Source organism: Rothia sp. BD8 (assembly GCF_044878465.1).
Classification (GTDB): domain Bacteria; phylum Actinomycetota; class Actinomycetes; order Actinomycetales; family Micrococcaceae; genus Rothia; species Rothia kristinae.
This window is the reverse complement of the sequence record NZ_JANJES010000002.1, coordinates 172017-186519: the sequence shown is the minus strand read 5'-3', so window position 1 is coordinate 186519 and position 14503 is coordinate 172017. Positions and strand designations below refer to the sequence as shown.

Genomic DNA, 14503 nt, shown 5'->3' with positions numbered 1-14503 from the left:
ACCCGCCGCACACCGCGTAGGCTGGGGTGCATGGCAGAAGAGAACTCCCAGAACACCGCACGGGCGCAGATCGGCGTCACCGGACTCGCCGTGATGGGCGCCAACCTGGCCAGGAACCTCGCCCGGCACGGGTACACCGTGGCCCTGCACAACCGCACCACCGCCAAGACCGACGAGCTGCTGGCCGAGCACGGAGACGAGGGCGACTTCGTGCGCACCGAGACCCTGCAGGAGCTGGTGGACTCCCTCGAGAAGCCCCGCCGCATCCTCGTCATGGTCAAGGCCGGCGCCCCCGTGGACGCCGTCATCGAGCAGCTGACCCCGCTGCTGGATGAGGACGACATCATCATCGACGGCGGCAACTCCTACTTCAAGGACACCATCCGCCGCGAGCAGGAGTGCGCCGCGAACGGGCTGCACTTCGTCGGCGTCGGAGTCTCCGGCGGTGAGGAGGGCGCCCTGAACGGGCCCTCCATCATGCCCGGCGGCTCCCGGCAGTCCTACGAGTCCGTGGGACCCCTGCTGGAGACCATCGCCGCCAAGGCCGACGACGGCACCCCCTGCTGCGCCTGGATCGACACCGACGGGGCCGGGCACTTCGTCAAGATGGTGCACAACGGCATCGAGTACGCCGACATGCAGGTCATCGGGGAGGCCCACGACCTGCTGCGCTCCGTCGTCGGCCTGGAGCCTGCGGCCCAGGCCGAGGTCTTCCGGCAGTGGAACACCACGGACCTGAACTCCTACCTTATCGAGATCACCGCGGAGGTCCTCTCCCAGCGGGACGCCGAGACCGGTGAGGCCCTGATCGACGTCATCAAGGACGAGGCGGGGCAGAAGGGCACCGGACGCTGGACGGTGCAGTCCGCCCTGGACCTGGGCGCCCCGGTCTCCGGTATCGCCGAGTCGGTGTTCGCCCGCGCCCTGTCCTCCTCGGATGTGGAAGCCCGCCGCCAGGCCCAGGAGCAGCTGTCCGCCGGGCTGATCTCCACCACGGGTGTCGCCCAGGGGGACCCGGAGTTCATCGAGGACGTGCGCCGGGCGCTGTACGCCTCCAAGCTGGTCTCCTATGCCCAGGGCCTGGACGAGCTGTCCAAGGCCGGCGCGGAGTTCGGGTGGGACCTGAAGCTGGACGTCATCGCCTCCCTGTGGCGGGCCGGGTGCATCATCCGCGCCGAGCTGCTCGGGGAGATCATGCAGGCCTACCGCGGGGAGGACGCCCCCGTGAACATGCTGCTGGCCCCGGGCTTCCGGAAGGTCATGGAGCAGCTGGTTCCCTCCTGGCGCCGCGTCGTGGCCAAGGCCACCGCGCTGGGCGTGCCGGTGCCGGTGTTCGCCTCCTCGCTGTCCTATTACGACGCGCTGCGGCGCAAGCGCCTGCCCGCCGCCCTGATCCAGGGGCAGCGGGACTTCTTCGGCGCGCACACCTACCAGCGCGTGGATCGCCCCGGCACGTTCCACACCCTGTGGTCCGGGGACCGCACCGAGATCCGCACCGACGAGGAGCAGACCGCCCCCTCGACCCCGGAGCGGGTCAACAAGGAGCCCTCCAAGTAAGTCCCAGCGTGGAACACGACGACGCCCCGCCCTTCGCACTGCGAAGGGCGGGGCGTCGTCTTCTGCGGGCGGGCACCGTACGGCCTCGGGCTGGGCTCACCCGTGCGGGGACCTCAGATCCACATGGCGGGATCGATGTAGGTGGCCGGATCCACCAGCGGCTGCTTCTTCTCCGGGGTGCGCGGACGGTGCTCCGCCGGGATCCCGGTGACGATCGAATCCGCGGGGGCGTCGTGGACCACCACGGCGTTCGCCCCGACCGCGGAGCCGGCGCCGATCGTGATCGGCCCGAGCACCTTGGCCCCGGCCCCCACGGTCGTGCCGTCCCCGATGGTCGGGTGCCGCTTGACCTTCTCCAGTGAGCGCCCACCCAGGGTCACCCCGTGGTAGAGCATCACGTCATCGCCGATCTCCGTGGTCTCCCCGATGACCACGCCCATGCCGTGGTCGATGAAGAACCGGCGGCCGATCTGCGCCCCCGGGTGGATCTCGATCCCGGTGAGGAAGCGGGAGACCTGCGAGAGGGTGCGCGCCGTGGCCTTGGTCGCGTCCCGCTGCCAGAGGCGGTGGGCGACTCGGTGCATCCAGATCGCGTGCAGCCCCGAGTAGTTGATCATGATCTCGAGGCTGCCGCGCGCGGCCGGATCGTGGGACCGGGCCGTGTCCAGGTCCTCGCGCAGGCGGGAGAGGAAGCCCACGATCAGGCGCGGATGTCTTCGTACAGGACGGTGGAGACGTAGCGCTCGCCGAAGTCGGTGACGACGGCGACGATCAGCTTGCCCTCGTTCTCGGACTTCTTGGCCTCCTCCAGTGCGGCCCACACGATGGACCCGGAGGAGATCCCGCCGAGGATGCCCTCCTTGGCGCCCAGCTCGCGGGCGACGCGCACGGAGTCCTCGAGGGTGACGTCGGCGACGGCGTCGTAGATCTCCCGGTCCAGGGTGTCCGGGACGAAGTTGGCGCCCAGGCCCTGGATCTTGTGGGGGCCGGCCTTGCCCTCGGTGAGCAGCGGGGAGTCGGAGGGCTCCACCGCGATGACCTTGACCTCGGGCTTGCGCTCCTTGAGGTACTTGCCGACGCCGGAGACGGTGCCGCCGGTGCCGACGCCGGCCACGAACACGTCCACGGCGCCGTCGGTGGCCTCCCAGATCTCCCGGCCGGTGGTCTCGTAGTGGATCTTGGGGTTGGCCTCGTTCTCGAACTGGCGGGCCAGCACGGCGTTCTCGGTGTTCTCCACGATCTCGGCGGCCTTGTCCACGGCCCCGCGCATGCCCTCCGCACCGGGGGTCAGCACGATCTTCGCGCCGTAGGCCCGCAGCATCACGCGGCGCTCGGTGGACATGGTCTCCGGCATGGTGAGGATGACGTGGTACCCGCGGGCCGCGCCGACCATGGCCAGGGCGATGCCGGTGTTCCCGGAGGTGCCCTCCACGATGGTGCCGCCGGGCTTGAGCTGCCCGGAGGCCTCCGCGGCGTCGATGATCGCCTTGCCGATGCGGTCCTTCACGGAGTTGGCGGGGTTGTAGAACTCGAGCTTGACGGCGACGTTGCCGGGCAGGTCCTTGTCCAGCTGGTTCAGCCGCACGAGCGGGGTGTCGCCGATCGCTTCGGTGACGTTGTCGAGGATCTTAGCCATGTCAGCCTTCCTGGGGTCGTGGCGCCCGGGGCCGCTGGTCGTCCCCGGCGGGGACGATTCGGGCAGCGGGCCGGGTGGGATGCGTGACCACCGTAGCCACGCGGCGTTTCCTGGCTTAAGAAACGAGCCACGGGCGGTAATATTCCCGGGCCTTCGCCAGCTTGGGGTCGATGATCGCCTGGCAGTAGCCGTTGGCGGGGTTGGTGCGCTGGAAGTCCTGGTGCACGGCCTCGGCCTCCCAGAAGGTCCCCAGTGGTTCGACGGTGGTGACGATCGGGCGGTCGTAGAGCCGCTGGGCGCGGGCGATCTGCTCCTGGAAGAACCGCTTCTCCTCCTCGTCCCGGTAGAACACCGCGGAGCGGTACTGGGTGCCGACGTCGTAGCCCTGCCGGTTCAGGCTGGTGGGGTCGTGGGTCGTGAAGAACATGTCCATGATGACGTCGGCGGGCACCTCGTCCTCGTCGAAGCGCACCCGGATGGCCTCGGCGTGCCCGGTCCGCCCGGTGCACACCTCGCGGTAGGTGGGGTGCTCGGTGGCGCCCCCGGTGTATCCGGCGATGGAGGATTCCACGCCGCGGGTCCGCTGGTAGACGGCGTCCAGGCACCAGAAGCACCCCGCCGCGAGAGTCAGTTCGCGCATGTCCTCCATCCTGGACCCGGCCGGCAGTCGGAGGACAGCGGGGTTCGCTGGCGGGGGAAGGCGGCGCCGCCCGGGCCGCGGGTTCCTCGACCGGGTCTCCTAGACTGGCGGGCATGAGCACCACCGGCACCACCGCGCACCTGTCCGACGTCGTCGCCGCCGCCCACCGGCTGTGGCCACGGGAGCTGGCCGAGTCCTGGGACGCCAGCGGCCTGGTGTGCGGGCGCCCGGACGCGCCGGTGCGGCGCATCCTCTGGGCGGTGGACCCGGTCCAGGCCGTGGCCGCCGAGGCCGTGCGCCGGGACGCGCAGCTGCTGCTGACCCACCACCCGCTGCTGCTGCGCGGGGCGCACTTCCTGCCCGCGGACACGGACAAGGGCGCGGTGGTGCACGAGCTGGTGGAGCACGGCATCGGGCTGCTGGCTTCGCACACCAACGCGGACTCCTACGACGGCGGGGTCTCGGATGCGCTGACCCGCGCCTGCGGGGTGAAGGCCGCCCGGCCCCTGGACCCGACCGACGCCGAGCGGGGCAGCACCGGCATCGGGCGCGTGGGGGAGCTGGCGGAGCCGGTGACCCTGGAGGCGCTGGCCCAGCGGCTGGCCTCGGCGATGCGCCCGACGGCCGGCGGGGTGCGGGTGGCCGGGCCCCGGGAGGGGCTGGTGCGGCGGGTCGCCGTGTGCGGAGGGGCCGGGGATTCCCTGTTCGACGCCGTGCGCGCCGTGGACGCGGACGTGTACGTGACCGCAGACCTGCGCCACCACCCGGCCTCGGAGGCGCGCGAGCGGGCCCTGCTGAGCGGGGGCCGGCCCTACCTGATCGACTGCTCGCACTTCGCCTCCGAGCAGCTGTGGCTCACCGAGGGCGCCCGGGCCCTGGAGGCGGAGCTGGCGCGGGAGGGCTTCGCGGTGCAGATGCTGCTCAGCGAGCTGAACACCGATCCGTGGGATTTCGCGGTGCGCCCCGAGCGGCACCCGGGCTCGGCCTCCACGAACGCCGAGGCTGCCCGGTACTGAGGCTGCTCCGGGGCGGTCTGGGGCGGGGGATCGGTCAGCGCTGGCCGAGATCCGGCCCGGGGCTGGGCTCGGAGTCGGTGGCCTCCCGGTTGCTGTCCGCGCCCATGCCGGGCTCGTGCTCGGTGCCCTCGGGGTCGCTGTCGGGCCCCGGGCTCACCTCGTGCTCGGTGCCCTCCGGGTCCGTGTCCGGTCCGGGGCTGGTGATCGGCTGCTCGGCGTCGTCCTCCGGGAATCGGTGCTCGGCGTCGCGGTGGTGGTGCATGGGGTCTCCTCGTCTGGCTGTGTCGTGTCTCACCTGTGAGCGTACACGGCAGGAGAAGGGAGCGGTGGACGGGTCGGCCGATGAGCCGGGTTCTGTTCCGCGCGGCGGTCACCCGCCGCACGGCGACGATCATCCATCTAGGCCGCGGATCGCTCCGCGGCTCGAGCGGCCTACCCGGATGCTCGGGCGGGCAGCCCTCGAACGCATCCTGTCTGGCCTTGCTCCGGATGGGGTTTACCCTGCGGCACCTGTCACCAGGCGCCCGGTGGTCTCTTACACCGCCTTTTCACCCTGGCCCGCCGTGACCGCTGCACGCGGCACGGCGGGTGGTCTGTTCTCTGTGGCACTGGCCTGCGGGTTGCCCCGAGTGGACGTTATCCACCATCCTGCCCTGCGGAGCCCGGACTTTCCTCGAGACCCACGAAGCGTGGGCCGCGCGATCGTCTGGCCGACCCGTCCGGGGGCCACTCTACACTGGGGCCCATGCTCATCCTGCTGCCGCCCTCCGAGACCAAGACCCAGCCCGCCGACGGCGATCCCGTGGACCTCGGGGCCCTGAGCTTCCCCGAGCTCACCGAGGCCCGCGAGACCCTCCTGACCCGACTCGAGGAGGTCAGCGCCCGGGAGGATGCCGGGCAGCTGCTGAAGGTCGGGCCCTCCCTGGCCGCCGAGGTCGAACGCAACCGGCACCTGCGCGAGCTGCCGGCCGGGCCCGCCCTGCAGGTCTACACCGGGGTGCTCTACGACGCCCTGGACGCCGCGAGCCTGACCCCGGCCGCCCGGGAGCGGGCGGGGCGCGACGTCGTCATCGCCTCGGCCCTGTGGGGCGCGATCGCCGCGACCGACCGGATCCCCGCCTACCGGCTGTCCATGGGCGCGAAGATCGCCCCGAAGGGGAGCCTGGCCGCCTGGTGGAAGGGGGAACTGAGCCCGGTCCTGGAGGCGCGGGCTGCGGATGAGCTGATCATCGACTGCCGCTCCGGCGGCTACCAGGCGGCCTGGCCCGCCCCGGCGGAGCAGACCGTGCTGATCCGTGCTGAGCGTGAGAGTCCCGACGGCACCCGGAAGGTCGTCTCCCACATGGCCAAGCACTACCGGGGCCTGATCACCCGCAGCCTGCTGCTCTCCGGGCAGGACCCCACCGACGCCGAGGCCCTGGCGGACCTGCTCGCTCGGGAGCACCGGGTGGAGCTGTCCCGGGACACCCGGGGCACCGCGCAGCTGAGCGTCATCGTGCCCGCCGCCGGCTAGCGGGTCCGCCGGGGATGGTCAGTGCCCGAACGGATCCTCGTCGACGCCGGGCATCCAGGTGTTGCCGGGCACGCCCCAGCCCTCGCGCTTGATGGCCTTGCGCGCCTTCGCGGACCAGCGGCGGTTCAGGTGGTCCACGTACAGCTGCCCGTCCAGGTGCTGGGTCTCGTGCTGCATGACCCGGGCGAACCAGCCGTGGGCCTCGAACTCCAGCGGGGCGCCCTGGGCGTCCTGACCCGACACGCGCACCCACTCGGCCCGCTTCAGCGGGAAGGACAGTCCCGGCACGGACAGGCACCCCTCGGACTCCTCCTCGGGGTCCGGGTCCTCCTGGGAGATCTTCCCCAGGCTCAGCCGCGGGTTCACGATCACGCCGCGGTCCGCGGCGTCGTCGTTGGCGTACTCGTAGACGAACACGCGCAGACCCGACCCCACCTGGGTCGCGGCCAGCCCGACGCCGTGGGCGGCGTCCATCGTCTCGTACATGTCCTCGATCAGCCGCTGGAAGTCCGGGCCGAAGTCGGTGACGGGCCGGGTGGGTCGGTGCAGCACCGGCTCCCCGGTGATGACGATGGGCAGGATGGTCACGATGGCGCTCCTGAGGGGACGACGGCGGATGCACGGGCGTGCGATCCCACCAGGCTAACCCAGCGCGGGCTGCCACCCGCCGGGCCGCCCCGGGGTATCGGCTGCGTCACACCGATCCTTCCGGAGGTGCTTCCAACCAGGGGAGGGGCTATGTTGAACGGTGTTCAATCGTTGCTTCCCCCGGCCAGGACTCCAGGAGGACTCCCCATGAGCCAGCCCGCAGCGCCCCGGCGCCGCAGCACCCTCTCTCCGGCGCACATCATCGCCCGCGTGGCCGTCTTCGCCGCCCTCATCGCCGTGCTCGGTCTGATGGCCCCGATCCCGGTGCCCGGCATCCCCGTGCCCATCACCGCCCAGACCCTCGGCGTGATGCTCGCCGGGGCGGTGCTCGGACCGGTGTGGGGCGCGGCTTCGGTGACGCTGTTCGAGCTGCTCGTGATCGTCGGGCTGCCGCTGCTGTCCGGCGGGCGCGGGGGTATCGGCGTCTTCGCCGGGGTCTCCGGCGGGTACCTCATCGGCTACATCGCGGGGGCCTTCGTCGTCGGGCTGATCGCCCTGCCCCGCGCCGGCAGGCCCAGCTGGATCCGGGTGCTGCTGGCCAGCCTCATCGGCGGCATCGCGGTGATCTACCTCTTCGGGGTGCCCGTGCAGGCCTGGCGGCTGGGCATCGGCCTGCGCGAATCCCTCTACGCCTCCTTCGCCTTCCTCCCCGGGGACATCATCAAGGCGGTGCTGACCACCCTGATCACCACGGGCCTGTGGAAGGCCTACCCGCGCGCGTTCCTGCGATGACGCCCACCCATCCTGCGCCGCAGCGGGAGGGAGAGCGGGGGAGCCTGCACCTGGAATCCACCGCCTCCGGCATCACCCTGATCACCGGCGCGGATCACGCCGAGGTGCTCGAGCGGGCCCTGCGCCTGCGGGCCGACGGCGGCATCCCGCTGATCGGCGACGAGCGGTGGTCACCACAGCGGCGGGCGCAGATCCTGGAGCGCGCGGCCGCCGCATCCCCGAAGGAGGGCATCGGCTGGGCCGCGTGCACCTCCGGCTCCACCGGGACGCCGAAGATCCTGCTGCGCACCCCGGCCTCCTGGGAGATCGCCTACCCGGGGCTGGATCGGCTGATCGCCCGGGTGGCCGGATGGTCCACGACCGCCGGTCGCACCCTGCTGCTGCCCGTGCATCCCGTCTCCTCCATGGGTCCCTTCGCCGCGGTGCACGCGGCCCACTCCGGGATGCGCCTGCGCGTGCCGCGCGGAGTCCGCATCACCGCCGAGGATCTCGCGGGTGCGGATCTGCTGCACGGCACCCCGTGGCACCTGCGCGAGGTCCTGGATCTGCTCGACGCCCAGGGTGCGTTCTCCCACCGGCTGCGGGTCGCGGTGATCGGCGGGGATCGGGTGGACCCCGCGCTGCGGGCGGAAGCCGAGCGGCGGGGCATCGCCGTGCTCGGCTACTACGGTGCGGCCGAGCTCTCCCTGGTGGCCGTGGACGACGGCTCGGGTCTGCGGGCCTTCCCCGACGTCCGGCTGCGCGTGCGCCGCGGGGTGCTGTGGGTGCGCACGGAGCAGGCGGCCCGCCAGCTGATCGGCGGCGTCTCGACCCTGCGCCGGGAGGAATCCGAGGACGGTGTCTGGCTGAGCGTCGGGGACCGGGCGAGGCTGTCCGAGGACGGCGTGCTGGCTCTGTGCGGCCGGGAGGATCAGGCCATCCTCACCGCCGGGGCCACCGTCACCCCGGAGGCCGTGGAGGCCGTCCTGCTCGCCTCGCCCCTGGTGGACCGGGCTCTCGTCTACGGAGCGCCGCACCCGCGGCTGGGTCAGCTGGTGGCCGCCTGCATCCAGCCGAGCTCGGCAGCTTCGGAGCTGAGCGAACGGCGACTCCGGCGGAAGCTGCGCGCGTGGTGCGCTCGCAGGCTGGATCCCGCCCAGCGCCCCCGCCGGTGGCTGTTCACGGCAGCCCTGCCGCGCACACCCAGTGGCAAACCCCGGCGGCTGCGCCCGGCCGAGGTGGCGGACCTGCCGCCCTGGACGCCGTCGCAGGGTTCAAGCGGAGGTGAAGGTTCAGATGATTCGCTTTCACTTCAACCAGAGGTTGAAGTATCACGGGCAGAGGAGGCCGGCCATGCCTGAGGTCGCCGTGCTCGCTGCGGGCCGCAGCGCCTTCACCGGGCGCTCCCGCGCCCAAGCCGGACGCACCGATGACCAGCTGGCCGGCCCGTTGCTCGCCGGCCTCACCGCGGCGGCCGGCATCTCCTCGCCGGAGAGGGCGGTGGACGGTGTGATCCTCGGCAGCTGCACCGGTCCCGGTGGGAACGTCGGGCGGCGGGCCGCCCTGGCCGCGGGATTCGGTCTGGACTGCCCCGGCTGGTCCGTGGACGCCCAGTGCGGCTCCGGGATGCTCGCGGTGCAGCAGGCCGCGGACCGCATCCGTCTGGACGGCGGACTGATCGCCGCCGGCGGGGTGGAGAGCCCCTCCACCGCCCCGGAGCGCCGGATCGACGGCGTGGCCTACCGCCAGGCGCCCATGGTTCCGCGCGGCTTCCCGGACCCTGACCTGGTGCACGCCGCCGAGGACCTGGCCCGTGTCCGGGGCATCACCCGCCAGCGGCAGGACGCCCTGGCCGAGCGCAGCCACCGCCTGGCCCTGGAGCACGCGGACCTGCTGGCCGCCGAGCGTCTCGACGGCAGCGGCATCGCCGATGACGGCCCCCGCGCGGTGACCGCCCGGTTGCTGGCCCGCTTCGCCCCGCTCGTCCCGGAGGCGGCGGAGCCCGGAACGCCCTCCGGGGGCGCCTCGCCGCGACATACCGACTCCCTGCCGGAGACCGGGATCACGGGTGAGCCTCGGCCCGGGTTCGAATCGGTGACCCCGGGGAACACCGCGCGCATCGCCGACGGCGCGGCCGCGCTACTGCTGGGCCCCGCCCCGCGCGGCGTCGACGGGCAGCCCGCGCGCCCGCACACCCTGGTGCGGGCCGGCATCCTGGCCGGAGGGGACCCGGCCCTGCCGGGGGCGGCACCCACCGGCGCCCTGCGGCGGCTGCTGCGCCGGGCAGGGATCGGGCTGGATCGGCTCGGCGCCCTGGAGATCGTCGAGGCCTTCTCCGCCCAGGTCCTGGCCACCCTGGACGATCTCGACCTGGCCGACGGGGAGCGGATCGATCCTCGGGTCAACGCCGCCGGGGGAGCGCTGGCCCTCGGGCACCCGTGGGGAGCCTCCGGGGCGGCCGTGCTCGTGCGGCTGCATCACCGGCTGCTGGCCTGCCCTCCCGGTACGCTCGGAGCGGCGGCCTGCGCCATCGGCGGCGGGATGGCCGCCGCGGTCCTGCTGCAGCGCGGCGACTGAGCGGCACCGGTCCCGCACTACCCGGCAGAAGACCCCTGATGACCCGAAGAGGAGAGCCCTGATGAGCAGGTTCCTGCGCCGCCGCCGGGCCGACCGGCACCCAACCCGTGGGACTGCCCCCGCCCCGGAAACCGGCGCACCGCTCGGACCGAACCCGGAGGCACCGGAGGCCACCGCCCCGCGATCCGGGCAGGCGCGCCCCGAGGAGGGCCAGCCCCCGGTGATCCGGGTGCGAGACCTCACCGTCACCGCGGACGGACCCGAGGGGGAGTCGGTGCTGCTGCAGGGGCTCACCTGCACGCTCGGGGCCGCGCGCACCGCGGTCATCGGGGAGAACGGATCGGGCAAGTCCACCCTGGTGCGCGTCATCGCGGGGCTGATGGATCCTGCCGCGGGCAGCGTCACCGTGCACGGCATCGACGCCGTCGCCGACCGCCGCCGGCTGCGTCGGTGCGTCGGCTTCGTCTTCGCCAATCCCGGCGCGCAGGCCATCATGCCCGTGGTGCGCGAGGACGTGGCCCTGACCCTGCGCGGCCGGGATCTCACCACCGGGCAGATCCGGCAGACCGTGGATGCGGCACTGGCCGAGCACGGGCTGAGCGACCTGGCCGATCGGGCCTGCCAGTCCCTCTCCAGCGGGCAGATGCAGCGGCTGGCCCTGTGCTCGGTGCTGGTGGGCGGCCCGGACCTGGTGATCGCGGACGAGCCCACGAGCATGCTGGACGCCCGGCACCGCCGGATCATCGCCGACCGGCTGCTGGCCCCGGCCGCCCGCCAGGTCCTGCTGGTCACCCACGACATGGACCTGGCCGCTCGCTGCGATGAGGCCGTGCTGATCCGCGACGGGAAGCTTCAGGCCCAGGGGCCGCCGGACGAGGTCATCGCCCGCTACCACCGAAGCCTCGAGGAACCGGGCCGATGATCAGCCTCTACCTGCCCGGTACCAGTCCGATCCACCGCGCCCCGGCCTGGCTGAAGCTGCTGGTCCTCGCCCTCGGCGCCATCGTGCTCTCCCTGCTGCCGAACTCGTGGGGTCTGGCCGCCGCGGCCTTCCTGCTGCCCGCCCTCGCCTACGCCGCGGCGGGCCTGAGCGCGCGGATCATGGCGCGGGACCTGCGGGCGATGCTGGTGCTGGTGATCTTCCTGGTGGGGACCCAGCTGATCTTCTCCCCGCCCCTGGCCGCGGTGTGCAATACGGCCCGGGTGCTGACGGTGGTGCTGCTGGCGCAGGTGCTCACCCGCACCACCCGGGTGCAGGAGATGGTGGAGGTGGCCCAGACCTGCCTGCGTCCGCTGCGCCGGGTGGGCCTGAGCCCGACGGCGGTCGGCCTGGCGATGGCGCTGGCGATCACCTCCATCGGGCAGGTCGCCGGGATCGTCACTCAGGTGCGCCAGGCCCAGCGCAGCCGGGGTGTTCGGCTGGCCCCGTGGGTGTGGGTCATGCCGGTGCTGGTGCTGACCCTGCGCCACGCCGACGACGTCGGGGACGCTCTGCAGGCCCGCGGCGCCGCCGACTGAGTCGGTGCCGAGCAGGCACGGAGAGCAGACCTGCGGCGGGGGACGACGAAGGCCCGGATCCGTGAGGATCCGGGCCTTGTCTTCGGGGTGATCGACGGGGGTTGAACCCGCGACCTCCTGGACCACAACCAGGCGCTCTGCCAACTGAGCTACGACCACCATCAAGATCGCTGCCCGGAGGGTTCCGGATCGCTCCGGCCCGCTGGGCAACATCCAAGAGACTACACGAGCCCGCCCGTCGTCGGCGAATCAGCACGGCCCGCGGCGGGCGTGAGACCGCGCACAGCGGCACGCGGCTCAGTCGGAGGCGCGCTCGAACGGCACCGTACCCGGACGGCGTCGTGCTCAGCAGACGCCGGGATTCAGTCGGCCTCGCTCACCCGGGTGGAGATCGCCTTCGCGGTCTCGGAGTCCGGGCCCGGCTGGGGGACGAACACGGCCTCGCGGTAGTAGCGCAGCTCCTGGATCGAATCCCGGATGTCGCCCAGGGCCCGGTGGTTCCCGGTCTTGGCCGGCGCCTGGTAGTAGGCCCGCGGGTACCACCGGCGGGCCAGCTCCTTGATCGTGGAGACGTCGATGATCCGGTAGTGCAGGTGCTCGATCAGCTCCGGCATGTCCCGGGCCAGGAAGGTCTTGTCCGTGCCCACCGAGTTCCCGCCCAGTTGCGCCTTGCCGGGCTCCGGGACGTAGCGGCGGACGTGCTCCATCACCTGCCGGGTGGCCTCGGCCATGCTCAGCCCGTCGGGCAGCTCCTCCAGCAGTCCCGAGGTGGTGTGCATCTGCCGCACGAAGTCGCCCATCTGCTCCAGGGCGCCCTCCGGAGGGGCGATCAGCACGTCCAGACCCTCATCCAGGATGTTCAGCTCCGCGTCGGTGATCAGCACCGCGACCTCGATCAGCGCGTCCCTCTCCAGGTCCAGGCCGGTCATCTCGCAGTCGATCCACACAATGCGCTCATGATTCTTAGACACCCCTCCAATCTATCGCCCCGCCACCCCGACGGCGCCACACACCGGAGCAGGCCGGGGGATCGGTACAGTGGGCGGGAGCATCTTTCCCGCACCAGCACCGACCGCACCAGCAAGACCGACCCAGGGGAGCACGTGAGCCAGAGCGTCGCGTCCGCAGCCCGGACCAGAACCGAGCCGCGCTTCGTGCAGCGCAGCCCGATGCGCACCATCGTCATCGGCACGATCGGCTCCCTGCTGATGATGGTCGGCTCCTTCGGCATCGGCTGGCTGGCCCCCATCTCCCGGCTGCGCCAGGACCCCGTGATCATCGCGCTGCGCTACACCGACGGCGCGGTGGTCGCCTGCATCGTGATGACCGCCCTCGGGGCGATGGCCCTGACCCGCGAGTGGCTGCGGCTGAGCCAGAAGATCGACCACTGGGGGCGCCCGGCGAAGAAGTGGGTGACCCTGGCGATCCTGTGCTGGGTCACCCCGATGCTGTTCTCCTTCCCGCTGTTCAGCCGGGACGTGTACTCCTACTACGCCCAGGGCCGGGTCTACGAGTCCGGGCTGAACCCGTACGAATCCGGGGTCTCCTCGGTCAACAACTTCTTCCAGTCCGGGGCGGACCCGCTGTGGAGCCAGTCCCCGCCGCCCTACGGCGCGGTCTTCCTGTGGATCGAGGGCCTCGTCGTGCGGGTGGCCGGAACCTCGCCCGACGTCGCCTTCTACCTCTTCAGGCTGGTGGCCCTGATCGGGGTCGCCCTGATCGCGATCTTCCTGCCCAAGCTGGCCCGGATGCACGGGATCAACCCGGTGCGCGCCTGCTGGCTGTGCCTGGCCAATCCCATGTTCCTGGTGCACTTCGTGATCTCCGCGCACAACGACGCCCTGATGATCGGGCTGATGATGGCCGGGGTGTGGGTCAGCGCCCGATGGCGCACCACGGCGGGCGGGATCGGGGGGATCACCCTGGTGACCCTGGCCATCGCCGTGAAGCCGATCGCGATCATCACCCTGCCGTTCATCGGCCTGCTGTGGGCCGGGCGCGGCGCCTCCTGGCCGCGGCGGATCCTGTTCTGGGTTCTCACCCTCGCGGTGTGCCTGGCGCAGCTGTGGATCATGGGCCGGATGAACGGGTTCGGCTTCGACTGGATCAACGGCCTGAAGACCACCGGCGGGGTGTGGATCTGGTACGCGCCCATCGGGGCGCTGAGCTTCCTCGGCAAGGTGCTCGTGGACTCGTGGGGTGGGCCCGGCGGGGACGTGCAGTCCGCGATCCAGAAGATCGGGCAGCTGCTCGGCATGCTCGGGGCGGGCATCATGGCGCTGATCGGGCGGGATCAGACGATCATCCGCCGCCTCACCCTGGCCCTGGCCTTCGTGGTGATGTTCAACCCGATGATCCAGGCCTGGTACGTGGTCTGGCTGATCCCCTTCTTCGCGGCCACCGGGATCCGGGCGGACTGGCACGTGGACTTCTACTTCCTGACCACCCTGTTCTTCATGCTCTGGGCCGTCTCCGATCAGCTGGACGTGTTCCCCTACCTGGATCTGGACCTGAACATGGGGCGGCTCGTGGCGATCGTCGTCGCCCTGGTCTACGCGGTGTACCTGATGTTCCTGGACCCCTCCACCCGGCGAGTCTTCCGACGCCGACACCGCGGCGCGGCCGTCGTCTGACACCGGCCGGCACCGGACAGGGCCGAGGTCGGGCGGCATGCGGGGCGGCGGGAC

The 14503-nt window shown here is 72.0% G+C and carries 15 protein-coding genes, 1 tRNA gene and 1 other RNA gene; 9 read left to right on the top strand and 8 right to left on the bottom strand.

Features of this window, described 5'->3' with window-relative positions; all coding sequences use genetic code 11:
* Positions 1 to 30: 30 nt before the first annotated feature.
* Positions 31 to 1557: an NADP-dependent phosphogluconate dehydrogenase gene (gndA, locus tag NQ707_RS02465; RefSeq protein WP_058731594.1), complete on the top strand. Its 1527-nt coding sequence runs from the start codon at positions 31 to 33 to the stop codon at positions 1555 to 1557.
* A gap of 113 nt (positions 1558 to 1670) precedes the next feature.
* Here the strand turns inward: gndA and epsC are convergent, their stop codons facing one another.
* The 3 genes from epsC to msrA all read right to left on the bottom strand — a co-directional run bounded on the left by epsC (position 1671) and on the right by msrA (position 3833).
* The gene (epsC, locus tag NQ707_RS02460; protein WP_058730335.1) at positions 1671 to 2255 is read right to left on the bottom strand and encodes a serine O-acetyltransferase EpsC; all 585 of its coding nucleotides are present in this window, start codon (positions 2253 to 2255) and stop codon (positions 1671 to 1673) included.
* Positions 2256 to 2257: 2 nt separating this feature from the next.
* Positions 2258 to 3193 (bottom strand): cysteine synthase A, encoded by a 936-nt coding sequence (gene cysK / locus NQ707_RS02455; RefSeq protein ID WP_058730334.1) that lies wholly within the window; start codon positions 3191 to 3193, stop codon positions 2258 to 2260.
* A 115-nt stretch (positions 3194 to 3308) separates the two neighbouring features.
* The gene (gene msrA, locus NQ707_RS02450; RefSeq protein ID WP_058730333.1) at positions 3309 to 3833 is read right to left on the bottom strand and encodes a peptide-methionine (S)-S-oxide reductase MsrA; all 525 of its coding nucleotides are present in this window, start codon (positions 3831 to 3833) and stop codon (positions 3309 to 3311) included.
* A gap of 113 nt (positions 3834 to 3946) precedes the next feature.
* Between msrA and NQ707_RS02445 the strand changes: the two genes are divergently transcribed.
* Complete coding sequence (locus NQ707_RS02445) at positions 3947 to 4849, top strand: Nif3-like dinuclear metal center hexameric protein (protein ID WP_058730332.1); 903 nt, start codon at positions 3947 to 3949, stop codon at positions 4847 to 4849.
* A gap of 34 nt (positions 4850 to 4883) precedes the next feature.
* Here the strand turns inward: NQ707_RS02445 and NQ707_RS02440 are convergent, their stop codons facing one another.
* Together NQ707_RS02440 and rnpB are read right to left on the bottom strand one after the other, a co-directional pair.
* Entirely contained in the window at positions 4884 to 5111 is a 228-nt protein-coding gene (locus NQ707_RS02440) for a hypothetical protein (protein ID WP_058730331.1), read from the bottom strand.
* Positions 5112 to 5176: 65 nt separating this feature from the next.
* Positions 5177 to 5567: RNase P RNA component class A (rnpB, locus tag NQ707_RS02435), an RNA gene on the bottom strand.
* A 27-nt stretch (positions 5568 to 5594) separates the two neighbouring features.
* On the opposite strand from rnpB, the gene NQ707_RS02430 reads away from it, so the two are divergent.
* The gene (locus tag NQ707_RS02430; RefSeq protein ID WP_058730330.1) at positions 5595 to 6362 is read left to right on the top strand and encodes a YaaA family protein; all 768 of its coding nucleotides are present in this window, start codon (positions 5595 to 5597) and stop codon (positions 6360 to 6362) included.
* An 18-nt stretch (positions 6363 to 6380) separates the two neighbouring features.
* Here NQ707_RS02430 and def read toward each other — a convergent pair whose 3' ends face one another.
* Positions 6381 to 6950: a peptide deformylase gene (gene def / locus NQ707_RS02425; RefSeq protein ID WP_058730329.1), complete on the bottom strand. Its 570-nt coding sequence runs from the start codon at positions 6948 to 6950 to the stop codon at positions 6381 to 6383.
* 207 nt (positions 6951 to 7157) lie between these two features.
* On the opposite strand from def, the gene NQ707_RS02420 reads away from it, so the two are divergent.
* The 5 genes from NQ707_RS02420 (at position 7158) to NQ707_RS02400 (ending at position 11816) form a co-directional block, all read left to right on the top strand.
* Positions 7158 to 7742: a biotin transporter BioY gene (locus tag NQ707_RS02420; protein ID WP_058730328.1), complete on the top strand. Its 585-nt coding sequence runs from the start codon at positions 7158 to 7160 to the stop codon at positions 7740 to 7742.
* Positions 7739 to 9082 carry a fatty acid--CoA ligase family protein gene (locus NQ707_RS02415; protein ID WP_129357467.1) on the top strand — a complete coding sequence of 448 codons (1344 nt, stop codon included), beginning with the start codon at positions 7739 to 7741 and terminating at the stop codon, positions 9080 to 9082. Before NQ707_RS02420 ends, NQ707_RS02415 begins: the two co-directional genes overlap by 4 nt.
* Positions 9075 to 10298, top strand: coding sequence for an acetyl-CoA C-acyltransferase (locus NQ707_RS02410; protein WP_404434566.1), 1224 nt, complete (start codon positions 9075 to 9077; stop codon positions 10296 to 10298). The genes NQ707_RS02415 and NQ707_RS02410 overlap by 8 nt, the downstream gene beginning before the upstream one ends.
* Before the next feature lie 61 nt (positions 10299 to 10359).
* Positions 10360 to 11220 carry an energy-coupling factor ABC transporter ATP-binding protein gene (locus tag NQ707_RS02405; protein ID WP_081046204.1) on the top strand — a complete coding sequence of 287 codons (861 nt, stop codon included), beginning with the start codon at positions 10360 to 10362 and terminating at the stop codon, positions 11218 to 11220.
* Complete coding sequence (locus NQ707_RS02400) at positions 11217 to 11816, top strand: energy-coupling factor transporter transmembrane protein EcfT (RefSeq protein WP_058730324.1); 600 nt, start codon at positions 11217 to 11219, stop codon at positions 11814 to 11816. The genes NQ707_RS02405 and NQ707_RS02400 overlap by 4 nt, the downstream gene beginning before the upstream one ends.
* An 86-nt stretch (positions 11817 to 11902) precedes the next feature.
* On the opposite strand, the gene NQ707_RS02395 is transcribed toward NQ707_RS02400, so the two are convergent.
* Together NQ707_RS02395 and orn are read right to left on the bottom strand one after the other, a co-directional pair.
* Positions 11903 to 11975: transfer RNA gene (locus NQ707_RS02395), tRNA-His, on the bottom strand.
* 203 nt (positions 11976 to 12178) lie between these two features.
* On the bottom strand, positions 12179 to 12787 hold the full coding sequence (gene orn / locus NQ707_RS02390; protein ID WP_081046205.1) for an oligoribonuclease: 609 nt from the start codon (positions 12785 to 12787) through the stop codon (positions 12179 to 12181).
* A gap of 132 nt (positions 12788 to 12919) precedes the next feature.
* On the opposite strand from orn, the gene mptB reads away from it, so the two are divergent.
* Positions 12920 to 14449 (top strand): polyprenol phosphomannose-dependent alpha 1,6 mannosyltransferase MptB, encoded by a 1530-nt coding sequence (gene mptB, locus NQ707_RS02385; RefSeq protein ID WP_058730323.1) that lies wholly within the window; start codon positions 12920 to 12922, stop codon positions 14447 to 14449.
* The last annotated feature ends 54 nt before the right edge of the window (positions 14450 to 14503 follow it).